General features: G+C 65.6%; 20 protein-coding genes. 15 read left to right on the forward strand and 5 right to left on the reverse strand.

What is annotated here, in order from left to right; all coding sequences use genetic code 11:
* The first annotated feature begins 379 nt into the window (after positions 1–379).
* From KA184_09095 to KA184_09105, 3 genes are all read left to right on the forward strand, one after another.
* Positions 380–1,504, forward strand: a complete 1,125-nt coding sequence (locus KA184_09095; protein ID MBP8129725.1) for a DUF5009 domain-containing protein — start codon at positions 380–382, stop codon at positions 1,502–1,504.
* 73 nt (positions 1,505–1,577) lie between these two features.
* Positions 1,578–2,774, forward strand: coding sequence for a hypothetical protein (locus KA184_09100; GenBank protein MBP8129726.1), 1,197 nt, complete (start codon positions 1,578–1,580; stop codon positions 2,772–2,774).
* 120 nt (positions 2,775–2,894) lie between these two features.
* On the forward strand, positions 2,895–4,436 hold the full coding sequence (locus KA184_09105; protein ID MBP8129727.1) for a YifB family Mg chelatase-like AAA ATPase: 1,542 nt from the start codon (positions 2,895–2,897) through the stop codon (positions 4,434–4,436).
* A 63-nt stretch (positions 4,437–4,499) separates the two neighbouring features.
* On the opposite strand, the gene KA184_09110 is transcribed toward KA184_09105, so the two are convergent.
* Positions 4,500–5,279: a FadR family transcriptional regulator gene (locus KA184_09110; GenBank protein MBP8129728.1), complete on the reverse strand. Its 780-nt coding sequence runs from the start codon at positions 5,277–5,279 to the stop codon at positions 4,500–4,502.
* 151 nt (positions 5,280–5,430) lie between these two features.
* On the opposite strand from KA184_09110, the gene KA184_09115 reads away from it, so the two are divergent.
* Together KA184_09115 and KA184_09120 are read left to right on the forward strand one after the other, a co-directional pair.
* Positions 5,431–6,411 carry a prepilin-type N-terminal cleavage/methylation domain-containing protein gene (locus KA184_09115; protein MBP8129729.1) on the forward strand — a complete coding sequence of 327 codons (981 nt, stop codon included), beginning with the start codon at positions 5,431–5,433 and terminating at the stop codon, positions 6,409–6,411.
* A gap of 113 nt (positions 6,412–6,524) precedes the next feature.
* Positions 6,525–7,505 carry a 2-oxo acid dehydrogenase subunit E2 gene (locus tag KA184_09120; protein MBP8129730.1) on the forward strand — a complete coding sequence of 327 codons (981 nt, stop codon included), beginning with the start codon at positions 6,525–6,527 and terminating at the stop codon, positions 7,503–7,505.
* Position 7,506: 1 nt separating this feature from the next.
* Here KA184_09120 and KA184_09125 read toward each other — a convergent pair whose 3' ends face one another.
* A complete protein-coding gene (locus KA184_09125) occupies positions 7,507–9,747 on the reverse strand; it encodes a VCBS repeat-containing protein (protein MBP8129731.1) in 2,241 nt (746 codons plus the stop codon).
* 126 nt (positions 9,748–9,873) lie between these two features.
* Here KA184_09125 and KA184_09130 point away from each other — a divergent pair, with 126 nt between their 5' ends.
* Positions 9,874–10,578 carry a metallophosphoesterase family protein gene (locus KA184_09130; protein ID MBP8129732.1) on the forward strand — a complete coding sequence of 235 codons (705 nt, stop codon included), beginning with the start codon at positions 9,874–9,876 and terminating at the stop codon, positions 10,576–10,578.
* A gap of 80 nt (positions 10,579–10,658) precedes the next feature.
* Here the strand turns inward: KA184_09130 and KA184_09135 are convergent, their stop codons facing one another.
* Positions 10,659–11,996 carry a hypothetical protein gene (locus KA184_09135; GenBank protein MBP8129733.1) on the reverse strand — a complete coding sequence of 446 codons (1,338 nt, stop codon included), beginning with the start codon at positions 11,994–11,996 and terminating at the stop codon, positions 10,659–10,661.
* A 203-nt stretch (positions 11,997–12,199) separates the two neighbouring features.
* On the opposite strand from KA184_09135, the gene KA184_09140 reads away from it, so the two are divergent.
* The 6 genes from KA184_09140 to KA184_09165 all read left to right on the forward strand — a co-directional run bounded on the left by KA184_09140 (position 12,200) and on the right by KA184_09165 (position 19,048).
* Positions 12,200–14,116 (forward strand): hypothetical protein, encoded by a 1,917-nt coding sequence (locus tag KA184_09140; protein MBP8129734.1) that lies wholly within the window; start codon positions 12,200–12,202, stop codon positions 14,114–14,116.
* Positions 14,117–14,258: 142 nt separating this feature from the next.
* Positions 14,259–15,692 carry a sulfatase gene (locus KA184_09145; GenBank protein ID MBP8129735.1) on the forward strand — a complete coding sequence of 478 codons (1,434 nt, stop codon included), beginning with the start codon at positions 14,259–14,261 and terminating at the stop codon, positions 15,690–15,692.
* A 56-nt stretch (positions 15,693–15,748) separates the two neighbouring features.
* The gene (locus KA184_09150) at positions 15,749–16,234 is read left to right on the forward strand and encodes a hypothetical protein (protein MBP8129736.1); all 486 of its coding nucleotides are present in this window, start codon (positions 15,749–15,751) and stop codon (positions 16,232–16,234) included.
* Position 16,235: 1 nt separating this feature from the next.
* The gene (locus tag KA184_09155) at positions 16,236–18,188 is read left to right on the forward strand and encodes a hypothetical protein (protein MBP8129737.1); all 1,953 of its coding nucleotides are present in this window, start codon (positions 16,236–16,238) and stop codon (positions 18,186–18,188) included.
* Positions 18,189–18,208: 20 nt separating this feature from the next.
* Positions 18,209–18,349 (forward strand): hypothetical protein, encoded by a 141-nt coding sequence (locus KA184_09160; GenBank protein ID MBP8129738.1) that lies wholly within the window; start codon positions 18,209–18,211, stop codon positions 18,347–18,349.
* Positions 18,350–18,472: 123 nt separating this feature from the next.
* Entirely contained in the window at positions 18,473–19,048 is a 576-nt protein-coding gene (locus KA184_09165) for a TlpA family protein disulfide reductase (GenBank protein MBP8129739.1), read from the forward strand.
* Between the two features lie 12 nt (positions 19,049–19,060).
* Here KA184_09165 and KA184_09170 read toward each other — a convergent pair whose 3' ends face one another.
* Entirely contained in the window at positions 19,061–19,825 is a 765-nt protein-coding gene (locus KA184_09170) for an HD domain-containing protein (protein MBP8129740.1), read from the reverse strand.
* Positions 19,826–19,988: 163 nt separating this feature from the next.
* On the opposite strand from KA184_09170, the gene KA184_09175 reads away from it, so the two are divergent.
* The 3 genes from KA184_09175 to KA184_09185 all read left to right on the forward strand — a co-directional run bounded on the left by KA184_09175 (position 19,989) and on the right by KA184_09185 (position 23,045).
* A complete protein-coding gene (locus tag KA184_09175) occupies positions 19,989–20,993 on the forward strand; it encodes a zinc-dependent alcohol dehydrogenase family protein (protein ID MBP8129741.1) in 1,005 nt (334 codons plus the stop codon).
* A 249-nt stretch (positions 20,994–21,242) separates the two neighbouring features.
* Complete coding sequence (locus KA184_09180; protein MBP8129742.1) at positions 21,243–22,412, forward strand: CinA family nicotinamide mononucleotide deamidase-related protein; 1,170 nt, start codon at positions 21,243–21,245, stop codon at positions 22,410–22,412.
* A 267-nt stretch (positions 22,413–22,679) separates the two neighbouring features.
* Complete coding sequence (locus KA184_09185) at positions 22,680–23,045, forward strand: hypothetical protein (GenBank protein MBP8129743.1); 366 nt, start codon at positions 22,680–22,682, stop codon at positions 23,043–23,045.
* A 344-nt stretch (positions 23,046–23,389) separates the two neighbouring features.
* On the opposite strand, the gene KA184_09190 is transcribed toward KA184_09185, so the two are convergent.
* Entirely contained in the window at positions 23,390–25,192 is a 1,803-nt protein-coding gene (locus tag KA184_09190) for an SLC13 family permease (protein MBP8129744.1), read from the reverse strand.
* Positions 25,193–25,263: the final 71 nt, after the last annotated feature.

Genomic DNA, 25,263 nt, shown 5'->3' on the forward strand with positions numbered 1-25,263 from the left:
ATTGCTGATACGCGTCTGACCGTGATGGGCCGCCGCAGCCCTTTCAAACGCGCGCCGCACCAGCGCCTCATCCTCTTCGCCCCGGTACCGTTTCTTCAGCAGCTTCCGTACCCGCGCAAACCGCCTTTTCATAGATCCATCGCCCGTACGCCGGGGAGCGGCGTAGTGCCGCTCCATGATCCATTTTAGCAGCATCCCCGGATAGATGCATGCCGCGCCGCCCGAACGTTACACGGCGCCCCGGTTTCCGCCGTGCCTCGTTTTCTGTTCTCGTTCCCAAGGCGCACTCAGGGAACGAGCCAAACCACGCCAGATTCGTCCGGCCCGCTTGATTCCCGCCGGTTGGCCGCCGATACTTGAGGGCTTTGGAGGAATCTCCATGAGCACACAGGAATCTGCACCGAAGGAGCAAGCCGCGGCGCCGGAACGCATCATGTCAGTGGACGCGCTGCGCGGGTTCGATATGTTCTGGATTATCGGCGGCCAGGGTCTCGTCCTCTCGTTTCTCCGGCTGTTCTGGGACCCGCTGCCGGCGGCGGTCGAAGCGCAATTCGACCACGTCGCGTGGGCAGGTTTCTCGGCTTGGGACATGATCATGCCGTTGTTCCTGTTCATCGTGGGCGTGTCGATGGCGTTCTCGTTCGGGCGGCGCGCGCAGGAAGGACAGGGCCTCAAACGCATCTACGCCAAGATTTTCCGGCGCGTCCTCCTGCTCTGGCTGTTCGGAATGATGGTGCAGGGCAACCTGCTGGCATTCGATTGGGATAAGCTGCACCTGTACAGCAACACGCTCCAGGCGATCGCGGCGGGCTATCTCATTGCGGCGGTGGCGCTCTTGCACCTGCCGCTCGTGGCGCAGGCCGCGGCGGCGGCGGCCTTGCTGGCCGTCTACTGGGCGCTGCTGATGTTCTTGCCCGTGCCCGGCCACGGCGGGCCCGTGCTCGAGCCAAAGGCGAACCTCGCGCTGTACGTAGACGAACTCATCCTGCGCGGGTTCCGCGACGGCACTACCTACACGTGGATACTGAGCAGCCTCGGTTTCGGCGCGACGACGCTGCTGGGCGTGTTCGGCGGGCGCGTGCTGAAGGCGCAATGGAACGCTGCACTGCGGTTTCTCGCGCTCGTCGCGATGGGCGGCGCGTGCCTCGCGGGCGGCTGGTACTGGAGCTATCATTTCCCCATTATCAAGCACGTGTGGACCAGTTCGATGGTCCTCTGGTCCGCCGGGTGGAGCTACCTGCTGCTCGCGTTCTTCTATCTCGTGATCGACGTGATCCGTTTCCGCATCTGGGCGTTCCCGTTCGTTGTCATAGGCATGAACGCCATCGCGGTCTACGTCGGCACGCACGTGCTGCCCATCGACGCCGTCGGCGTGGCGCTCGCGGGCGGCTTGGCGAAACACCTGCTCGGCGCCGGCGCGTTCCTGCTTGCCGCGGTCAACTTCGCCATCGTCTGGTTCATCCTCTATTATATGTACCGGAACAAGACATTCTTGAAAATATGATTCCGGAGGCAATGACAGCGGTTCGCTACACGCAGTTGCGGGACTGGAATAAGGCGAAACAAGGAGTGCCGTCATGAAACCCGATTGGGACATAGTAGCGGCGATTGAAGCGCAACTGGACCCGTCCGTGCGCGAGCGGATCGCGCAGGCGGCGGACCGAATCGTGGAGGCGCGGCAGCGCGGCGGGCGAATCGTCGTCGTGACGGGCAGCGGCCCGAACCTGCACGAAGGCGTCACGACGCTCATCGCCGAATTGATGCGCGCGGGCATCGTGCACGGCGTCGCCACCAGCTCAGCTGTGGTCGCGCACGAGATGGGCGGCGCGCTCGACAAGGTCAAGCGCTGCGACGGCGCAGCGCTGGGCGTTCCGGCGCATCTGCTGCCGCTGAGCGGCGAATTCGAACTCACGGAGATGGATGACGCCGTGTTGCGCGAGATTGCGGCGGATATCCAGGTGGATTCTGCTTTGATCGAGCGGCTCAAGCGCGCACCCGGCAAGACCATCATCAAGGCGGCGGGCAACCTTGGCTATCCAGTGGGCCTCTGGCTCGAACGCATTGCCCGCGACGTGCTCGAACTTGCGCGGCAGCGTGGCGCGTCCTTCGAGGAGGTCGCCGGGCGCGGCGCGGACCTGCGCACCATGATCGGCATTGGCGCGCGCGCGGGCCTGCCCGTGCTCGTGACGATTCCGCAACTGGTCGGCGGAGGCGCGGTCGGCCTGTGCATCGGGGACAGTCTCAGCATCAGCGCGCGCGCGGAGCGGCTGGCGCGCATGCTCGACAGTGCAGACGTGATTGTCGAGTCCGGCCTTGCCTTGGCGCAGGAGGTGCACGACGGCCCCTTCGAATGCTACACGGGACACGGGCTCTGGGCCGGGTGGCAGGGCGAATTCACGTACCGGCTCGAAGGCAAGACCCTCGTGCGCATCGACCTCGACCCCGCGCTCGACGCCGTGTGGCGCGCGCAGCGCGAGGGCGGCGCGGTGCAGCAGGCCATCGCCGACGGACAGCCGAAAACGAAGCTGTTCAAGGTCCCCTTCCGCATGGAGATGTCCGGGTTCGCGCGGCACCCGAGAAGCATCCCCATCGTCGCCGACCTGGGCGCCGTGTGGCCCGTGCTGGCGCGCCGCGTCGCGGAGCGCCTCGGCGTTGAATTGCAGTTCGTCTCCTATCCGCAGCAGACGCCCGAAGGCCAGGCCATGCGCGAGTGGATCGCGCGCGACATCCGGCCTTTTTCGCGTAAGGAGTTGCCGCTCCCGGCGTCCTGTTGACACGATCTCGCGCGCTTGCCCACAATGATGCCGTGGCATGGGCATCTTGCCCATGTATTAGTTTATTGAAATGGCTTCACGGGTTTGGCACCCGTGACATGGGGAGGATACCCCGGCAACATGCTCGCCCGAGTGCAGTCCTGCGCGGTATTCGGGATCGACGCCTACCCGCTGGCCGTCGAGGTAGACGCCGTTCCCGGCCAGAACAAGATAGAGGTCGTGGGCCTGCCTGACGCCGCCGTGAAGGAAAGCCGGGACCGCGTCTGGTCGGCCATCCGCAATTCCGGGTTTCGCGGGCCACGCGGGCGCGTGCTCGTGAATCTCGCACCCGCCGACATGCGCAAGGAGGGCAGCGCGCTCGACCTGCCCATCGCGATGGGCATCCTCGCGGCGACCGAACAGCTTGCGGGCGAGCGGCTCGCGGACTACATGCTCGTGGGCGAACTCGCGCTCGACGGCTCGGTCCGTCCCGTGGCAGGCGCGCTCGCCATGGCCATCGCCGCGAAGGAACATCAGCGCCGCGGTATCCTGCTGCCCATCGAGAACGCGGAAGAGGCAGGCGTCGTGCGCGGCGTTGACGTCCTGCCGGTGAACACGCTGCGCGACGCCGAGGCCTTCCTCGCGGGCGAGACCGACTTGCGTCCGTATCAGACCGACGTCGCCCGCGTGTTCGCCGCGGCCGGCAACACGTACCCAGACCTCACCGAGGTCAAGGGTCAAGCGCACGTGAAGCGCGCGCTCACCGTCGCCGCCGCGGGCGGCCACAACCTGCTCATGCAGGGACCGCCCGGCACCGGCAAGACCATGCTCGCCTCGCGCCTGCCCGGCATCCTCCCGGACATGACCTTCGAGGAAGCCCTCGAAACGACTCGCGTCTACAGCGTCGCAGGGCATCTCGACGGCAAGCGCTCGCTCATTGTGCAGCGCCCGTTCCGCAGCCCGCACCATACCGCCACCACCGTGTCCATCGCGGGCGGCGGCGCGGGCCAGCAGCCCATGCCCGGCGAGGTCAGCCTCGCGCACAACGGCGTGCTCTTCCTCGACGAGTTCCCCGAATTCAACCGCGCCGCCCTCGAAGTGCTGCGCCAGCCGCTCGAAGAGGGCCTTGTCCATATCCGGCGCGCCAACTACGCTGTCACCTATCCGAGCCGGTTCATGCTCGTGGCCGCGATGAACCCCTGCCCCTGTGGCTGCCTCGGCGACCCGCACCGGTCATGCCGGTGCAGCGCCGGCACCGTCGAGCGCTACGTGGGCCGTATCTCCGGCCCGCTCCTCGACCGCATCGACATCCACGTCGACGTGCCCGCGCTCTCGTTCGACCAGTTGCTCGACCACCGGCCCAGCGGCCCGGCCACCACCGAAGTGCGCGCACAGGTCCAGGCCGCGCGCGAACGCCAGCGCGCCCGGTACAAGGGCCGGTTCACCTGCAACGCCCACCTCGACAGCAAGGCCATCCGCCAGCATTGCACGATGACCGACTCCGCCCGGCTCATGCTCGAATCCGCCCTCGAACAGCTCGGTCTCAGCGCGCGCGCCTACGACAAGGTGCTCCGCGTCGCACGGACCCTCGCCGACCTCGACGCCGCTTCCGCCATCGCCGAGAGCCATATCGGTGAAGCTGTTCAGTACCGCCCCCAGTACCGGAGCCGGGACGCAAGTTGAGAAACGGGGCCGGAGGCGGTGCGACCCCGGCAAGGGATTCCGTTCCCGTTTTGCGCGGGTTTCCTATGCCCCTTCTTCCAGCCCCTCCGTGGGTTCGGGGGCGAAGAGGACGTCGCTGCCGGCGGCGCGGCCAAGGCCGAAGGCGCGAAACGTGGCATCGACGTGACGGATCACCGTGATTTCGGCGAGGGCGGGGTCGCGCTGGCGGAAAGCTTCTTCCAGCCGCTCGAAGATTTTCTGGGTCTGCTCGAAACTGACGGTGGGCAAGTCGACGAGCGCCCGCAGGCGGCGCGTCACACGCTCAACCGAATTGAAAAGCATCTGACAAATCTGGTTGTGCGTGGCGCGCGCGATTTCGCGAAAGATCTGGAGCGTGACCTCGTTTTCAAGCGCGGGATCCGCGGCAGCGTCGCGTCGTTCGGCGACCAAACCGCCGAACCGGGCGAGTTCCGCGTCCGTCCGGCGCAACGCGGCGAGGCGGACCATCATCCGGAAAATGTGGCCGCGGAATTCGAGCACATCGCGGAGGAACGCCGCGTTGAGGGACCCGTCTTCGATGCCCATCAGCACATCGAAGAACTCGACGCCGGCCGTCAGTTGCGGGTTGTCGGCGTAGACGCCGGAACCGCGCCGGATCTGCACCAGCCCGCCCGTCTCGAGCCGCCGCAGGGCCTCGCGGATAACGTTGCGTGTAGTGCCGAACCGCGCCGCAAGTTCGCGCTCCGTCGGCAGCCGGCTGCCCACGGGGAATTCGCCGTCTACGATCCGGCGCGCCAAGTCACCCGCGATTTTCCGGGACCGGGTCGGGGTGGTTTCTTGTTCGAGTTTTCCGGTAATGACCATGGTCGTAACCATTTCCGTCAGCTGGGTTCGGGTCCTGCACAGGCCCGCCCAATGGGTACCACCAAATCAGGATCAGCCGCTTGACTTTAGTCCAGAATTCCGCCAGAATGCAAACTGTGGTGGTACCAAACCGTAATCATGGGAGGTCTTTATCATGAAACGACGTGGTTTTACGCTCATCGAACTGCTGGTGGTGATTGCCATCATCGGCATCCTGGCGGCCATCCTGCTACCTGCCCTCGCCCGTGCGCGCGAATCGGCGCGGCGCTCGAGCTGCCAGAACAACCTGAAGGAATGGGGGCTCGTGTTCAAGATGTACTCGGGCGAGGACCCGGGCGAACGCTACCCGACTATCGCGGTCAAGAACGCGGAGCAGTACAACTGCGCCGTGAGCCCGCTTGCGCCGACGGGCGGGCGCGGCATCATCGCGGGCGGTCCATGGCCGCCGGCGATTTATCCGGAATACCTGAACGACCCGGCGATCGCGTTCTGTCCGTCGGATTCGGAGCAGACGCCGGCGCTGATCGAGAACCCGGCAACGGGGCAGCCCGACCTGGCGGTAAACTGCGGTTCCGACACGGAACGGGGCATCGGTCTCATTGACTCGAGCTACATCTACCTTGGCTGGGTCTTTGACCAGACGGACACGGAGGATCCGGCCATTGACGTATCCGGAATCGCAAGCGTTATCGGCGCTACGGGCGTGACGGGCCAGATGCCGGCGCAGGTTTCCTCGGCGCTCTTCACAATCGTCGGCGACATGGTCGCCAACAACTGGGCCGCGGCCGAAAAGAAGGCGGACGAAGACATCGAAGTGGCCGTACCGCTGGGCAATGGCGGAGGCGCGACGATCTACCGTCTGCGCGAGGGCATCGAGCGCTTCCTGATCACGGACATCAATAATCCGGCGGCGACCGCCCAGGCCCAGAGCACGGTCTTCATCATGGCCGACAACTTCTCGGCCGGCGTGGATGCCTTCAACCATGTGCCGGGCGGCGCGAATGTGCTGTTCCTGGATGGCCACGTGGACTTCTTCCGCTACATCCAGCGCGGTCCGGGGCCGGTGAATGGCGGTCTCGCGAATGCGCTGACGCTGGTGGACGCGGCTATCGACCTGTTCGGCGCGTCGTGACCCGTTAAGAGTGGACCTTTCTTCTAGGAGCGATGCGCGCGGGGAGGGCAGGCGCTCTGCCGCGCGCATCGTTTTTGTCTTTTGCCTGCGCCGCAACAAGGGAGAGCCCGGCCATGTCGCACCGCGATAGCGACGGCGTGCCCATGCTGTCGGACACGCACGTGTCCCTGTTCGACATCCAGCGGCGCGTTGTGGCAAACAAGACGCTCGAGGGCTGGCGCACGGCGCCGCACGCCAGCATCGGCGTGGATTTCGACGTGACGCCGCTCCTGTCGTTCGTCGATGAACTGCGGCAGCGTCCCGTCGCCCTTCCGCGCGTGACCGTGAATTCGGTGTTGGTCAAGATTATCGCCGAAGGCGTAAAGGCATCGCCGGAGATGAACGCGCACATCGACTACCGGCCCATTAGCGGCGTGGGCAAACTGGTCTTGCATCGCGCGATCAATATCGCCGTGCCGCTGCGCATGCCAGACGGACGCACCGTCACGCCGACGCTGCAGGATTCCGGAAGGCTGTCGCTGCTCGAAGTGTGCGTCGCGATGGAGGACCTTAAGCGGCGCACGCGCAACACCAACCTCGATATTCTGCTGCGCGAAGCGGCCCTGCGCGATACGTGGCTGCGGCTGCGCGGCGGGGACTGGCGCGTGTTATTGCGGCTCTACCCCAATCTGCTCGGCCGGGACCGGCTCCCGCGCGTGCCCAGGCACGAGCGTAGACGCTACCGGAGCATTCCGGAAAGCGACCGGATTACCCCGGAGAACCTGGTTTCGGCGACGCTGCTGGTATCGAACGCGGGTACGCTGCTGCAGCGCCGCCACGTCACGATCCAGATGCTCGAGATCATCCAGCCGCAGACCACCGCCGTCGCGCTGGGACCCATAGTGCGCAGGCCGCTCGCCGTTCAAGACCGGGAAGGCCGCGAACGCGTCGAGGTGCGCAGCGTGCTGCCCATGACTATCTGCATCGATCATCGGGCCATGGACCTGGAACATGTGCGCGGCTTCATCGACACGGTGGAGGGGCTGTGCGCCAATCCCTGGCAATTGCTGGAAGCGCACAGCGGAAACGGACGCGCGGCAGCGGTGCCGGTCTGAATCACGGCGCCGCGATGAGGACGGAGATATCGCCGGAATCGCGGTTCGCGAACACGGCGTCGGGCCTTCCATCACCGCTCACGTCGGCGAGGATGCCGCCAATCGGGCTCGCACCCGCCCGGTACACCAGGGGCGACCCGAACACCAGGCTCCCGTGATTGCGCACCACCGAGACGCTGTGCTCCTCATTCGTGGTCACGATGTCATTGCGCCGGTCGTTGTCCACGTCTCCAAGGGCCACGGAGTTGGGGGAGTCGCCGGTACGGTGCGGCGAGCCGGCAATGAACTTGCCATCGCCTTTCCCCTGCAGGACATTCGCGCTGTTCCGGCTCGGATGCGCGGTCACGGCGTCTATGCCGCCGCTTCCGTTCAAGTCGGCCAACGCGAGCCCGCGCGGGTCCGGGTCAATCAGGTAGGGACCGAAATTGGACCGTTTCTCGAGCGTGCCGTCGCCAAGGCCGAACAGCGTACGGACGCGCGGCTGCTGGTTCGGGGCCGGGTCGTCCTGGTCATAACCATTCAGAAAGACCACGTCGCGGAAGGCATCGCCATCGAGGTCGACGGCCTGCACATCAAGCGGGAAATTGCCTACTGCGTCTGAACCGGTGTGCGTGGCCGCGCCGAACAAGCCGCCGCCCGTCCCCAGCAGCACAGAAAGGCTGTCCGTGGCGGAATTGCCCACGACCAAGTCCGCATCGCCGTCGTTGTCCATGTCGGCGATGGCAACCGAACGCGGCCTGCTGCCCGGTCCCCGCACCAGGAAGCGGCGCTCCATGCCGAATGTCGCGCCGGCCATCCCCGCGAACACCGACACGTAGCCGCCGTCGTAGTCCACCGCGACCAGGTCGAGGAAGCTGTCGTTATCGAGCATGCCGAGCGCAATGGCGCGCGGCGTGCCCGTCACGTCGACGGTCACCCCGCGCTGCAGCGTGCCGTCGCTGCGCCCCAGGAAAATCGTGACGTCGCCCGAATCAAGGTTCGCCACGGCAAGGTCCGTCCGCGCGTCGCGGTTCAAGTCGCCCGCGGCTATGCTGCGAGGGCGCGCCCCGGCGGCGAACCGCTCGTCCGTTTCGAAGGTTCCGTCGCCGCGCCCCAGCAGCACCGAGATATCGTCTGTAGCGCTGTTTGCCGTCACCAGGTCCGGTTGCAGGTCGCCGTTGCAGTCAGCTGCCGCCACGTCGATACTCCGGCCGCGCGCGCCGAAATAGCGCGGCGCACCGAAGCCGCCCGCGCCGTCGCCCAGCAAGACGGCTATTTTCCCCAGCGCCACGGGTTCCGCGCCGGAGCTGTAGAGAATTGCGGCGAGGTCGGGGACGGCGTCGCCGTCAAGGTCGTTGACGGCGAAGCGTGTGGGCAGATAACCGGCGTCCACCCGTGTCTGGGCCGCGAACGCGCCCGCGCCCAGCCCCAACAATACGGAGAAATCGCCCGACCCGGGATTGGATACGACGAGGTCCAGCACCGTATCGCCGTCGAGGTCAGCCAAGGCGAGCGAGCGCGGGTTTACGCCCGCCGCAAGCGACGCCGGCGGCTCGAACCCCGACGCTTGGGTCAGCAGCAGCCCCACATTATTCGCATCCCGGTTCGCGGCCAGGATATCCGCGCGTCCGTCGCCATTCAGGTCCTCGAGCAGAACCGCGCGCGTGCCTGGCCCGGCGGGCAGGTCGACAGGCGCGCCAAACGTGCCGTCGCCCAAGCCCATGAACACGGAGACGCCGCCCGCGCCCGAGTTCGCGGTCACGATGTCCACGAACGTATCGCCGTTCGTGTCCCCGGTCGCAACGTCCAGCGGCGCGGCCCCCGCGGCGAGGGCCAGCCGCGTTTCCGCGGCAAACGTGCCGTCGCCGGCGCCCAGCAGCACCGAAATATCGTTCGAGGTGCTGTTCACGACCACCACGTCGAGCGCCGTATCGGCGTTGAACAGGCCCACGGCAGCCGAGACAGGACCGTCGCCCGTGGCGTACGCCTGTTGCGCGGCAAAACTGCCAGACGCGAGCCGGATGAGCACGCTGATGGTGTCTGCCTGCTCGTTCGGCGTAATGACGTCGGGCAGGCCGTCGGCGTTCAAGTCCGCCACAACGACGGCGAAGGGTTGGTCGCCCGCGGGATAGATGAATTGCGCGTCGAAGAGCCGTTGCGCGGGGTTCGGGTCCGGGTCCGGGGTTGATTCGGGCGGGCAGCCCGCAACGAGCGCAACCCACGCGAGGGCCCCGACTAGAAGGAACGGTGTACGTGCGTGCATGATGTAGCCCTTCCCGGTACTGTGATGCCGGCGCTTTGTCCCAAGTATAATACCTGTAACGCCGGGTCGGTATCACAAAGGCGCAGGCTGAAACGCCCCGCGCTCGCCGCGGCGAGGAAGAATGGCGTGGAAATCGCTGTCGTATCGGATTTGCACATCTTCTGCGGGCGCTCGCGCTGGCGCGAGCACCTGGACGCCGTCCATGACGCGGCGGCATCCGCCGACATGGTGGTCCTGAACGGCGACATCTTCGATTTCAAATGGAGCCGCCACGCCACGGAAACGGCCGCCGTGGCCGAAGCCATCCGTTTGCTTGACGAATGGACGGCGCGGCACGGGCGCTGCCGGTTCCACGTCAACCTCGGCAACCACGACCATTTCGCGCCGTATCTGGAAGCGCTGAACGCGCTTGCGAAGACGCGGCCCAACCTTACTTGGGATGCCTATTTCCTCCGCGTCGGAAAGGTTCTGTTCCTGCACGGCGACGCCGCGGCCGGCGCAATCAGCCCGGACGCACTCGCCGCCTACCGCGCCCGATGGCTGCACAAGAAACGGCCACACGCGCTGATGGGCCGCGCGTACGACGCGGCATTCCTGTGTCGTGCTCACCTCGCCCTTTCACGCCTTTTTTTCCCCCGGGGACGGACCCTGCGCAGGCTGTACGCCTACCTCGCGGCAGCCGGGCACGGGCCGGGCACGGGCCTCGAACAAGTGTATTTCGGGCACACGCACGTGCCATTGCGCGCGCGGCAATACCGGGGCGTCACCTTCCACAACGGCGGCGCGCTTCTCCGTCACGTGCGCTTTTCGGTGCTCCGCGTCCGCGTCTAGCTCCCGTTTCCGGCGTAATCGACCGCCCCCCCGCTGCCGTCCCCGCAAACGCGCCCGCCGTCTACGTCGAGGACCTGCGCTTATTCGCCGCCCATATCGAGGAGACTGTAAAGAAGAGGCACGTCTAACCGGAAGGTCTCGCAGCCAAACAGGCAGTCATAGAAACTGAAGCTTCCTTCGAGCCGCATGATCTGGAGCATGAGCCCGGAGAGATAAATCCCCCCGGACTCCCCAATGATGTGGTAGTCGGTGTCGTCCCGCAAGCCGAGAACGGGGTCGTAGAAATAGCAGTCCATCGCCACAATGTCGACACAAGGGACCGCGGGGTCATCCGACCGGGCTTCAGCCTTCGCGAAACGGGGCCTCCACGACTTTCCGCAGCCGAAGATGTTCTTTGCGGGCCCGCCGGCATGCTTGTATTCATAACAGGAGGGCAGGTACTGCACGATGTCGGCCATGGCGCGGGCGAGGTCCTGCCCGTCCAGTGTGCCGCTGTCATCTTCGTCCGGGTTGGTCCGATCGTAGCCGATCGCGTCTTCCTCTTCATCGGTCAGGTAATCGCCATCGGAATCGCCCGCCAGCGCGACCAAGTGCGTGCCGGCCAGATTCTCCGGGACCATGTAGATCAGGTAATAGAGGAAATGCGCGGGGGTCCGCTCGATTTGCTCGGGCAGCCAGTCGCAGTCGTCGTTGACGGCCATGTAGCTGAACGAGCCATGCTCGAGAAAATGCAGTGCGCCGCGCGGAAGACCGGCATATCCGGTGATTTCATCGGTAAGCAGTTCGTTTTCCAGCCAGTTCGCGCTCAGCGTGACTGCTTCTTCCGAGAAGGGCGCCGTGGCCGTACAAAGTTGCCCGACGTAATTGCGGCGCCATTGCCCCTCGGAGTATTCCTGCGGTAGTACGGCAATTTCCCGCGCGAGCGACACGGCAAGCGCTGCGCCGTCCGCTACGCCGTCGCCGTCTTCGTCACTCACATCCGGGTTCGTGCGCAGATATGCTTCCTCCTCGTCGGTAAGATAGTCGCCGTCCCGGTCCCCATCGACGGGAAGCAGATATGGGTTGCCTCCTTGCCCCGGCGCATACCCGTCTTCCGAGAAAACCGGGCCATAGCAGCCCCCGGCGTTATAGAACTGCACGAAGCGGAGCAACTCGGAAAGTCCGATGGCCCAATCCTGCGGCGCGTAGTCGCTATCGTGCGGCGCGGATGATGGGCTGCCCGGACCCGGCGCATACCCGTCTTCCGTGCCGGCCGTGGCGGCATGGTAGCCGTCTGAATTGTAGAACTGGACGACCCGCAGCAGTTCAGACAGGCTGACCCCGCCATCGCGGTTGCTGTCGCCGCTGTGGTTCGCGGCCGCCGCGGCCGCGGTTATCCACGCCAACGCCAAGACTGCCGAGTGGACTCTTCCCACCATGGCGCATCCCCCATTCTTTCAGATGCCACGAACATTCCTATCGTAGCACGCGAGACATCCGGGGGCAAGACGCGTCTCACCTGAGACGCGTCTCACCTGAGGCATGAACCCAAGACCGTTCACGTTCCGGACCTGGTTCCGCCCGCTTGGGCGTGTATAATGAAAGCCCGGCAAGGCCGGGACGCGTGGAGGGAGTTTGGCCTATGGGTATGCGCCATTCGCTGTTTTGCTTCGTTACGGCGCAGGCGTTGTCAGCCGCTGCGGCGGCGGCCGGGGATGCAGGCATCATGGCAGGTGAACGTGGCGAACCGCTGTTCTTCAGCGTTTACGTGGTGGCAGGGCAAGTGCCCGAAGTCCTGGCCTCGCCTCAAGCGGCCGTGGACGCATTGCGCCGCCTCGAAATCCGCAAGGTATACCTCGAATTCTGTCGCGCGGGCACGGTAATCGACCGCGGCACGCTCGATAGGGCGCGCGATCTCCTGCTCGAACGGGGCTTTGCCGTGGCGGGCGGCATTGCGACCGTGCCAGGGGCCGGGTTCGGCACGGCGTCCGACGGACAACTGAACTGGTTCCAGTATGAGGACGAGAAGACGCGCGCGGACCTCGAACGGGTGATGCGCGACGCGGCGCCGGTCTTTTCCGAGATCATCGTGGACGACTTCCTCTGCACGGACGACACGAGTGTACCGTCACAACAGGCGCGGGGCTCGCGCTCCTGGAGCGACTACCGGCGCGACCTGATGCTGGACGTGGCGGAGCGGACACTCATCGCGCCCGCAAGGGCCGAAAATCCCGGAATTACCCTGGTCATCAAGTATCCGCAATGGTACGACCGCTATCACCTGCACGGATACGATGTGGCCCGCATGACCGAACAGTTCGACCGCGTCCGGGTCGGCACGGAGACGCGCGGCGCGGATACGCAGCGCTTCGGGTTCGTCCAGCCCTACGAAGGATTCGTGAGTTTCCGCTGGATGCGCGACGTGGCGGGCGCGAAGCTGGGCGGCGCATGGTTTGACCACCTCGATTGCGACGCGGACGCTTTTCTGGACCAAGCCTATCAGACCGTTCTGGCTGGCGCGCATGAGATTATCCTCTTCAATTTCGCCGACATAATCGAGGGCCACCCGGGCCACGAACTCCTGCGCCGGGACGCCGCGCGGCTCGCCGCACTTGCTGCCGCCGTGGACCCCGATGCGGACCGCGGCGCGCGTTGCTACAAACCGCCGCACAGCGACGCGGGCGGCGACATGTATCTTATGGATTATCTGGGCATGCTCGGGATTCCGCTATTGCCCGTCTCGCAGTTCCCCGAGGAACCCGGCGTGCTGGTTCTGCCCACGCAGGCCGCCGCCGACCCTGCCGTCACGGCGACGGTGACGGAACGCTTGTCCGGCCTCGACGCGCTGTTTATGACCGCGGGTTTTCTGGCCGCACCGGCGGGCGAACCCGGCCTCAGCGCGCTCGCGGGTGTCGAGAAACCCGTTGCGCAGGCGCCGCTCCTTGCCGAAAGCGCGGTCGTCGACGGGATTGAGACCCGGTTGCCGTGTCCGCTCGAGCTCGCCGCCGATTTGTCGCTCCGCGACGCGGCGACGGTCCTCGAGGCCGTCGTGGCAGGCCGGCGCGTGCCGTTTCTGACCAAAGTCACGCGCTGGGGCACGCCCGTGTACGTGCTCAATGTTCACACGTTTACCCAGGCGGATTTCGACGCCGTGGGCGAGGTGCTCCTCGCGCCGAAACCCGCCGGACTGCTCGAACTGCCGCAGGCGTGGGCGGACATCCTGCGAGACGCATTCATTGCCGACCTGGGCATAGCGCTGAGTGCGCCTCCGCGCGTCGCGTTGCAGTCCGTGGGTGAAAACGCCTGGTTCCTTCAGAACTACCGCGAAGAGCCCGTCGATGCCGTGTTGTCGTTCGATGCGTTGCCCTGGTGCCGCGTGCGCGACGGTTTCGGCGGGCGCGGGAGAGAGGCGTTTCCCGGCGCAACCGTGACAATCGACGGCGCGCGCGCGGAAATGCGTCTGGAACCGCGCGCACGGGTCTGGTTCGCCATCGACGAGCCCCTGATTGTTGATCCGGTCTACGAGGAACCGCCGGCACAACCGGAGGAGAATCAGTGATTGCAGGCCGGGACAGGCACGTCTTTCTCGAAGACTCGCTCGCTTGTGCCAGTCCCCGATCCTGTAGCTTCCTCGTTCCGCTGACCGCTCGGTGGAACGAGAATTGCCGTTCTGCATACTGCGCAAGGGAGTGGTGAGAAATATGGACCGGCGTGATTTTCTTCGCATCTTGGGCGCAGGCGCGGCGGCCGCGCTGCACCCCGCGGGCGCAGCGGGCAACCCGGAACAGCCGCGCGCCGCGGCGCCGAACATCGTACTCATCCTCATAGATGACCTCGGGTGGGCCGACCTCTCCTGTTACGGCAGCACGTTTTACGAGACACCGCATCTGGACCGGCTCGCCAGCGAGGGCGCGCGTTTCACGAACGGGTACGCCGCCTGCGCGGTGTGCTCGCCAACGCGCGCGGCGGTGCTTACCGGGCGCTATCCCGCCCGCATCGGCGTCACGGACTGGATTCGCGCCGGGTTCCAGCGCGGGGCCGACGCCACGCTGACGGAATACCCGGGCGGCTACGTGGGCGCGCCGGGCCGCAGCTTGATTTGCCCGCGCAATCCCTACTGGCTCGAACTGGACGAGGTGACGCTCGCGGAGGTGCTGAAAGCGCGCGGCTACTCCACGTGCCATGTCGGGAAATGGCACCTGGGCGATGAACCCTGGTACCCCGAGCATCAGGGGTTTGACATCAACATCGGCGGCTGCGACTTCGGCCATCCGCCGTCCTATTTTGACCCCTATTGCCGCGAACATCAGGGTTGCATCGAGAACCTGCCCTCCCGCCGCGAGGGCGAATACCTCACCGACCGGCTCGCCGGTGAAGCGGCGCGGTTTATCCGGGATCATGCGGACCGTCCCTTCTTCCTCTATATGGCGCACTACGCGGTGCATACGCCGTTACAGGCGAAGGAAGCCATGGTCGCGAAATACCGCGCGAAACCGCCCACGCATCAGAAAGACCCGGTGTACGCGGCCATGGTCGAGAGCATGGACGAGGCCGTAAGGGCCGTGCTCGCCGCGCTCGAAGAGAGCGGCGTGGCGGACCAAACGATTGTGATCTTCACCTCGGACAACGGCGGGTTGACCGGCAAGACGAGCAACGCGCCGCTCCGTGCGGGTAAGGGCACGCCGTACGAGGGCGGCATTCGCGTGCCGCTAATCGTGCGGTGGCCGGGCGTCGTGGAAGCGGGGCGCGTGAGCAATACCCCCGTGTGCAGCATAGATTTTCTGCCCACCTTGTGCGCGGCGGTGGAGGCGCCGCTGCCCGCGGGCCGCCCGATCGATGGAGAAAACCTCGTTCCCCTGCTGGCGGCCGCGGAAGACCTCAACCGCCAAACCCTTTTCTGGCATTTCCCGCACTATCGCGACGAGAAACAGGGGCCCTACAGCATCGTGCGCGACGGCCCGTGGAAATTGATCCGCTGGTACGAGGGCCCGCGTCATGAACTGTACCGCCTCGACGAAGACCCCGGCGAAGAGCGCGACCTTGCCGCGCAGAGCCCGGGACAGTGCGCGGATTTGGCCTCAAGCCTGGATGACTGGCTCGCGCGCACGGGCGCCAGATTGCCCCGGCAAGCCTGAACAAGGCCTCGCCGGGGTGTATGGACATTCCGGTCAAAAGGTAGTAGCCTCATCATATGGCGGATGTGACCCTGCATATCGACGACCCGGCAACGCGGATATCGGTCAAGACGATGCTCGAGGCCGCAGGCCATCGCATCGTGCCCGGCACGTCCGAAATCGTCGTCTCGGACTTGAACGATCCCGCCGTCCTGCGGGCAAACGAGATTCCCACGCTGGTGCTCTGCACCGCCGCGGAGCTGCCCCGCGCCGTCAGCGCCATGCGCCGCGGCGTTTTCGGATACGTCTTCCTGCCCCTGCAGCCGGGCGAGGTTGAGGTGATGGTCGAGCGCGCGCTCTCGTGGCGCACTCCGGAACCGAAACCGGAGTCCGAGGCCTTGCAGGACGGCTCTGTCGCCACCCTCGCCGATATCGAGCGCGAGCATGTCCTGCGCGTGCTGCGCGCCTGCAAGTTCAACCGGTCGGAGGCCGCGCGCGTCCTCGGCATCGGACGCAATACGCTCTGGCGTAAACTGCGGCAATATAAGCGCGAAAAGACGTGACATGATGCGGCGATGTCTTGCCCTGCTCGCGACCTTCTCGTGGCCGTGGCTGGCCACCGCCTGGGCGCCGTTGCCCATGTGCCCTCCGGCGGATGCGCCCGGCCCCGCCGACATGCCCCGTGTGCTCGACCGCCTGTACGCCGCGATCGAGGGCCAGGCGCGTCAACTGCTGACGACCGTCCACCCTTGGGACAGTGATCCCCAGTTCAAACTGCTCACCGAGAGCCGGCACGACGAGCACTGGGTTCGTCCGAACACGGGCGCATTCGCGGGATTCTGCTTTCTGTGCCGGTTTGGCGCGTATGACGCCGCCCGCACCGGCGTTACGCGCGAGGAATTGCTCCAAAGCGCCGTAATCCCGATGGGCCGGTATCTGGTGGCCACGCATGTGACCGGGTCGCGCGCGACCGGCGACGGCGAGCCCTGGGGTGACCAGTGGCAGTCGGCGCACTGGGCGCACATGCTCGCGCGCGGCGCATGGTGGGTGTGGCACAGCCTGCCGGAAGACCTGCGCGAGGGCGTGTGCCGCGTCATCGCGCATGAGGCGGACCGTTTCGTCCACGAGGCGCCGCCCCACAATCTGGCCGACGACACGAAGGCCGAGGAAAACGCCTGGAACTGTCAGGCGCTCTCGACGGCTATTGTCCTGATGCCCGATGACCCGCGCCGGCCCGATTGGGAGCGCGCGTTCCAGCGCTGGGCCTTGTCGTCGTTCCTGCGGCCGGCCGATGCGGCGTCGGACGCGGTCATGGACGGCAGGCCGTTGTCTGAGCAGTTCACCGGCGCAAACATCTACGACGATTTCACGCTCGAAAACCACGGCCGCATTCACCCAGACTACATGTCCACGTTCCTGCTGTCGGCGGGTTGCGTCCTCGACTTCGCCATGACCGGGCGCACGCCGCCGCAGGCCCTCTTCCACAATGTGCCGGGACTGTACGAGAACCTGAAATGGTTCTCGCTGCCGGGCGGCGGGTTCGTCTATCCCAACGGCCAGGATTGGGAACTCTTCCGCGACCCCGAGTGGCTGGTGGTCCACATGCTCATGGCCGCGCACGGCGGCGACCCGGACGCGTGGAGCCTGCTGCGGTGCTGCCTCGATACTCAGGACAAGATGCAGGCCCGCACGCCGTCGGGCGCGGTCTATCTCGACAGCGAGTTCTTTTTCCCCTCGACCCGGACGGACCAGTTGTACTACAACGTGCTCGCGTGGCTTTTCGGGCAATACCGTAACCCCACCGTGGACGCGCCGCGCGCGCGTCTCGGCGTGCTGGCGCTTGAGAAGGGGCGCATTCTGCTTCACCGCACGGCTGATGCCGTCCATACGATAAGTTGGGGCGCGGAAATCATGGTCCAGTTCGTGCCGCAACGGCTCGACCGGGTCACCTCGCCTTGCCCACAAAGCGGGATCGGCCATATCCGCCTCGCGGGCGCGAAGGAGGCGCTGCCCGTGCAGGTGCGCCGTATCGCCGTAGACAGAGAAGACGGTTTTTCAGCCGGGCTCGACCTCGTGTACGGCGATGGCCTTGCAGCGGCGCGGTGGCGCGTGCGGTCCACGCCCGACGGCGTCATGCGCTGGCAGGCCACGCTCACGGCTCTCCAGGACATCGAAACGGAAGAAGTCGCGGCGGGCCTGATTGGCGTTCTCAACAACGCGACGTGGGTATACGAACGCGGCGTGCGCAACATCGGCATAGACGGCGCGAACCATGCCGTCGCCTGCGGCAGCGGCGAGGTGGTCCGCCGCGACGGCGCGCACGCCGTGTCCGTTGACGATGTGGTCCACATCACATCGGAAAGGCCGCTTTCGTGCTGTTACAGGGCGGCGGTCAAGCCTGATCGCGCCCGTTTCACGGATGAACTGTACTTGATCTATCATGACGCGCGAACGAAGTGGCCAAGCGGCGCGGTAATCGCCGAACTGGACGCGCGCCTGACGGCGGCGCCGGAGTAGCGCCGCATGCGGGAACTCGGATGAGCGACGACAACGACAGCCAGTTTTCTTTCCCTCTTGCCTGGGTCTTCCTGGCCCCGTACTACTTCGCGTACTATGTCATCCCGCAGTTGCTGGGCTATGCCGTGGCCCGGATACAGGAACAACTCGGCATCGATTAGAACTTCGGTTGCAGCGGCCATTTCCGATGGGCGCCCTCTTTCGCATCGGGGCCGGCCCGGCCATCTTGCGCGCGTGTGCGGAACACAGGCAGGATACCCGCGCAACACGAAAGGAGAAATCTTGTGCCGCGGCCGGGAAAAACATTCCTGTTCGGATGCCTGACCGGAACCCTGCTCGGCGTGTTGTTGGCCGCAGGCGGGGCTGTATCCGCCGTTTTCCTGTTCAAGGACCAGATTATTGGACTCGCGTCGAAACAGCTCAAGCCGCCGCCCATCACGATCGACGAGAAAGCGGACTACAACTGGGAGGTGGAAACGCCGGCGGGTTCGACGTTTGACCTGCGCACGCTCGCAGGCAAACCCGTCTTTCTGCATCTCTGGAGCGGCGAATGCTATTCGTGTCTGACCGAACTTGCGGGAATCGGCCGGCTTTACGGCCAGTTTGCGGGGAAAGGGGTGGAATTCTTGTGCATTGCGCGCGCGGGCATTGAGGAAGCGCCCCGGGCAGCCAGCGAAGCCGGCCTTGCCGCGCCTATCTATGTGTATGAGGGCGCGCGGCCCGCGCCGTTCGACGACGACGTGGTGCCTGCAACTTACATCATGGCCCATGACGGACGGATTGTCTTCAAGCACCTGGGCAGCGCGCAGTGGGACGCGCCGGTCGTGGCGGCGTTGCTCGAACGCATTGCCGCGCCGTAGGCGGGCTGCCCGTCAACCCGCCTTCATTGGCTTCCCGACTTCCTCCCGAATGAATACGTCGAGTAATTCCGGGTCGAAATGCTTGCCGCGCTCGCTCTTGAGATACGCGACGGCCTGCTTGTGCGTGCTGAACCCCTTGCGGTAAATCCGCGGCGTGGTCATGGCACAATAGACGTCGAGAATGCGCATGGCGCGCGCCAGGCGCGGAATGGCGTCCCGCTCCAGCCGCTCCGGGTAACCGGTGCCGTCGTAACACTCATGGTGATAGCGGAGGATATCGGCGCATTCGACGAAGATATCCCATTCCTGCAGGAGTTCCGCGCCCAGCGTGGTGTGAGACTGGAGCTGCGTCCATTCGTCGTAGGTCAGCAGCGATTTCTTGGTCAGCACGTCATTGCCTATACGGAGTTTCCCGATATCCATCAGATAACCCGCGTGTTCGAGCGCGAGCCGCGCGTCCGCGTCCAGTTCCAGGGCCTGCGCGAACCGCACCGCATGTTCGTGGACGCGGCCGGTGGTGCCCGGCGCCTTGCCTTCCCGCATATCCAGCGCCAGGCCGATCAGGCGCAGTTGCGTCTCGTAACGCTTGCCCAGCGCGACGGCGGCATCCATGAGGGGCTGCACATCCTTCGCTGCGGTCGCCAGGGCCGTTACGGCGTCCGGAAGGCGCTCGCCCTTCACCGCCGTGCGCACGAGCAGGTCCTTGCCCTGTGCCGCCGCTTCATATTTTTCCGTGTTCTTCGCGTTGCCGCCGATCACGAGTACGCGCTTTAGCATGGCCTAACCCTTTCCGTTGCGGGTATCTCAACCGAGGGGCATCTTATCAATCTGGCCTGTTTACGGCAATCCGTGCCCGGGGGGCGCGCAGTCGTGGGGCAAGCCCCCGAACGGGTGCGGCATCCCCCCCGGCTGGGGTATCCTTGACATGCGAGGAGACGCAATGCGCGCGATGTTGTTGGAGGATATCGCTCCTATCGGGGCCGCGCCGCTGCGGCGGCGGGAGTTGCCAGACCCCGAACCGGGCCCGGGCGAGGCCCGGCTGCGCGTGCGCTGTTGCGCCATCTGCCGGACGGACCTGCACGTGGTCGAGGGCGACCTGCCGCGCGCGCGGCTGCCGCTCATCCCCGGCCATCAGGTGGTGGGCGTGGTCGATGCGCTCGGGCCGGACTGCCGCACGCTGCGCGTGGGCCAGCGGGCCGGCGCGGCGTGGTTGCGACACACGTGCGGCGCATGCGGCTGGTGTCTGCGCGGACAGGAAAACCTCTGCGAGGCGTCACGTTACACGGGCTATCACGAACATGGGGGCTACGCGGAATATGTGGTCGTGCCCGAGGTATTCGCCTACCCGATTCCGGACGTGTTCAGCGACGCGGACGCGGCGCCGCTGCTCTGCGCGGGGATAATCGGGTTCCGGGCGCTGAAACGGGCCCGTGTGCCCGAGGGCGGGACGCTCGCACTGTACGGGTTCGGTTCGTCCGCGCATGTGGTTCTGCAACTGGCGCGGCGGCGCGGCTGCCGGGTGTATGTGGTCTCGCGCGGCGGCGCGCACCTGCGCCATGCCGAGGAAATGGGCGCCGATTGGGCCGGGAGCGACCCCCAGGACATGCCCTCCAAGCCGGATAGTGCGATTATTTTCGCCCCGGCCGGCCGGCTGGTGCCGCAGGCGCTGGAATCGCTGCGCAAGGGCGGCGCCTTGGCGCTGGCAGGCATCTACATGTCGGAAATCCCGGCCTTGGACTATGAACGGCACCTGTTCTATGAGCGGGACATTCATTCCGTGACCGCGAACACGCGGGAGGACGGCCGGGAATTGCTCGCCGAGGCCGCTGCCATACCCCTGCGCCCCACGACCACCGCGTATCCGCTGCATGAGGCCAACCGCGCCCTGGAAGACCTCAAGGCGGACCGCATCGCGGGCGCCGGGGTGCTCCTGCCCGGGGGCTGAAGTGGTGCCGTGCCCATGCGAGGCCCGCGTCCCAGCCAGGCCGTCCAACATACCGCGCCCGCCGGAACAGGAGTTGCCGCCGCAGGGCCGGAACCGTCATAATCTCAATCGCGAAACCCTCTTTTTCAGGCGCAAGGCGCGTCTCATTGACAAGGGGAACTCCGTATTCTTGGACGCGGGACGCGGAAACGGTGCCCGTAACATCCCGCATTTGTCAAGACCGGCGCGCCCGGGAGCAGGCAACAAGGCATGAAAGCAGAGACCCTCATGATCGGGACTGAGCTGCTGCTGGGGCAAATTCAGGACACGAACGCCACATGGATGGCGCAGACCCTGGCGGCACACGGCATCCATCTCTACCAGAAGACGACGGTGGGCGATAACCCGGACCGAATCCGGGCGGCGCTCGAAGCGGCCCTGAGCCGGGCCGACACCGTGCTCTGCAGCGGCGGACTCGGCCCCACGGAGGACGACATCACCCGGGAATGCGTCGCGGCGGTGTTCGGGCGGCCGCTGGTGTATCACGAGGAGCTGTTTGAGCGGGTGCTGGCGCGGTTCGCCCACCTGCAGATGAAGATTACGGATAACAACAAGCGGCAGGCGTACATTCCGGAGGGGGCGCTCGTGCTGGACAACCCCAACGGCACGGCGCCCGGTTTTCTCGTCGACGACCGGCGCGGGTTAGTGGCGTGCATGCCCGGGGTGCCTTGGGAGCTCAAGCCCATGATGGAAGCCCGTGTAATCCCGTACCTGCGCGGGAAATTCGGGCTGAGCGGCGTGCTGCACTACCGCGTGCTCAAGGTCTGTGCCATGGGCGAATCGCGGGTCGATGCGGCCATAGGCGACCTCATCACTCAGGGCAGCAACCCTACCATCGGTTTACTCGCCGGGCCGGATGCTGTCCGCATTCGGATTGCCGCCCACGCGGGGTCGGTCGAAGCGGCGCGCGAACTGATCGCGCCGATCGAGGCGGCTGTCCGCGAGCGTCTGCCCGGCCTGGTCATGGGCGTGGACGACGAAACGCTCGAGGGTGTGGTGGACCGGCTGCTTGCTGAGAGGGGCTGGACGCTGGCCGTGGCCGATGCCGCAACGGGCGGGACCGTGACGGAGCGGCTGACGGGGGCGGGGGCGAGGCAGTTCGCCGGGGCGAGGATCCTGCCCGGCGTAGCGGAGGCAAGCGAGACAACGGCGCTTGACGTGGCCCAGCGCCTTTTGGTAGAGTTTGGAGCTCACTGCGCTTTGGTCTTGTTGGGGGAGCCGACGGTGGAGAGCGTGTTGGCGCTCTTTGTCAGTCCGGCGGGAAGCGCAACTTGGGCCATTGGGCGGCATCCGGACCCCGTTCGGGGCCGGGTACGGACGGCGGTCGTGGCGCTGGAGCATATCCGGCGGCGGCTCTCAGGCTATGCCAAGGAGTCGTGACTGCCGCGTGCGGCGTTGCTTAAGTTTTTATTGCAGAACGGTTTGTGCGGAGTTGTGGATGTGGCCGCCCGGGCCGGAATGGCCCGGACGCGCAAGAGGGATGCTGAACGGTCCGGCGGGACGCCAGGAGGGCGTCTTGGTCCGGTGAGTCGCACTGCGGTGCGGCGTCGCGGGAAAGCACTGTGGCCTCCCGCGTATATATAACCTCCATTGGCGCCGGCTCCCGATGCTAAGCGTTACGGCGAAAATAAGGAGCACCGACCCAATATGCTAATCGAAGTTGTGGCCCTGTTACTGGTGTCGCAGCAACCGATGCAACCTTTCAAAGAAGGCATGGCCTCGTACTACACGGTCGAGAGCAGCAGCCGTCAAACCGCTTCCGGAGAAAACCTGGCGAACAACGAATACACGTGCGCCATGCTGGACGGTGAATTCGGCGAGTATTTCTTGGTCGTGGCCGACAACGGTAATTCCGTGATCTGCCGGCTCAACGACCGCGGCCCCTATGTCGAGGGGCGCGTCATCGACCTGTCGCGGGCAGCCATACGCAAGTTGCATCCCAGCAAGGGGTTGCTGCACGTCAAAGTGTACCGGCTCGGCAAGACCCCGCCGAGCGCATCCTCTCCCCGCTGACCTGACAGAGACTTGTCCGGCTACCCGGTGGATTCTACTCCACGGGGCATCTGCGGGTGTTTCAAGCCATCTCATTTTGGCTTCCCTAGCCCCGGCGCCGGGGCGTGAGTCCTTTTCTTCCGCAGGGCCTGCACGCCGCACTGCCGCCCGCCCAGACGCGCCGTATTGCACTGCTTTTCAGGTTCGCGAACGTATTGCCGCGTTTCCTGGGGAGTGTGTAAGTTTACCACCGCTCATCTTGGCACGGCTTGCTGCCTGACGCCCCTTCTGTCGCGGAGCAAGCCCCGCGAAGAGCGAGCAGGGCTGCGGGCCCCGCACGTGACCGTATTTCTCTTGTGGAGTATTCAGAACGGCCAGGCAAGCGGGATGAGCAGGGTGCCTAGCGCCCACACCAGCAGGCTGAGGGGGAGGCCGACGCGGGCGAAGTCCGTGACTTTGTAGCCGCCGGGCCCGAGGACCATGAGATTGGTCTGGTAGCCGATGGGGGTGACGAAGCTTGCCGAGGCGGCGAAAGCCACTGCCATGACGAAGGGGCGCGGGCTCAGGTGGGCTTGTTCCGCCATTGAGACCGCAAAGGGGAACATGAGCGCGGCGGCGGCGTTGTTGGTCACGAGTTCCGTGAACACCGCCGTCACGAGAAACACCCCGGCCAGCATGACGTGGGGCCCGTATTGTCCTGCGGTGACGGCAAGCAGGTGGGCAGCTTGCTCCGCCAAGCCCGAGTTTACGAGGGCTTTGCTGACCCCAAAGGCGGCGCAGATGGTCAACAGGGTCGAGAGGTCGATGCTCTCGCGCGCATCGCCAAGGGAGATACAGTTGGTCACGATCATCAGGCTGGCAACGATGAAGGCCGCCAGGACGATGGGTACGACGTTCGCCGCCATAAGCACCACCAGGAGCCCGAGCAGCAGCAGGGACATCACGGCGCGGTCGTCCCGGACCGAGCGCGAGTCGTCGACGCCGCTTACAAGGTAGAAATCGGGGTTGCTGCGGTACGCGGCGCGGAAGTGGGGGCCCGCCTGAAGCAATAGCGTGTCGCCGGGGCGCAGGACGATATCGCCCACGCGGCCCTTGAGCCGCTCGCCGCCGCGGTTCACGGCCACGACGGCGGCATTGAACCGGGCGCGGAAGTTGCTGTCGCGTATCGTCTGGCCGATGAGCGGGGAGCGGTTGGACATGACGGCCTCGTAGAGCATGTGTCCCCGGCGCTCGGCGGCGCGATGCTCATAATGGGGATCCGCCACAGGCACCAGACCCGAAATTCTTTCGAGGTCCACGATGTGCCGCACCGCGCCGGTAAAGGTCAGCACGTCTTGTTCGCGCACGATGACGTTCGGCTCGACCGGGGCAATGACCTCGTCGCCACGCTGAATCTCGAGGAGGAACAGACCGTCGAGACGGCGCAGACCGGCGTCGGCGACGGTCTCGCCGACCAGGCTGCACCCAGTTCGCACTTCCATGTTGGCCAGATACTCGCGGACGGCCTCGTTCATCTGTTCCATGAACCCCTTGCGCTCGGGGAGCAGGCGCCGCCCGAGCAGGAGAAGATAGGCGATGCCCGCGACCGCGCAGGGCACGCCCACGACGCTCATCTCGAACAGACCCATGGGCCGCAAGCCCGCGTTCGCCGCGGGGTCCGCATGGTAGGCTTCCGTCATCATGCCATTGACCACGAGGTTGGTGCTCGTGCCGATCAGGGTGCAGGTGCCGCCGAGGATCGCGAAGTAGGAAACGGGAATCAGCAGGCGAGACGGGGCCTTTCCATGGGCCTTGCACCACTGGTTTACCACAGGGATGAACATGGCCACGATCGGCGTATTGTTCAAGAACGCGCTGGACGTGGTAATGGACAGGGACATCCGCGCGAGGACGGAAGTCTCGGTTTTCGCGCGGCCCAGGAACCAGCGCCCGAGCACGGCAAGCGCACCCGTTTCGGCAAGCGCGGCCGTCACGACGAACAACGCGGCGATCGTGAGCATGCCGTGGTTCGAAAAACCCGCGAAGGCTTCGTCGGGGCTGATCACCCCGGCGACGCACAACAAGACCGCTCCGGCGATGAACAAGGCGTCGGCGGCGTAATTCATGACCAGTCCGGCGAAGATACAGGTCAAGATTGCCAAGGTGAAACCGGCTTGAAACCAATCCATGCGCTATTTCCACTATGTTTGCCGGAATTGTATCCATAGCGGGTGCGCGAATAAAGACCGCTCCCATTCCT

It is taken from the genome of Candidatus Hydrogenedentota bacterium (genome assembly GCA_018005585.1).
GTDB lineage: Bacteria > Hydrogenedentota > Hydrogenedentia > Hydrogenedentales > JAGMZX01 > JAGMZX01.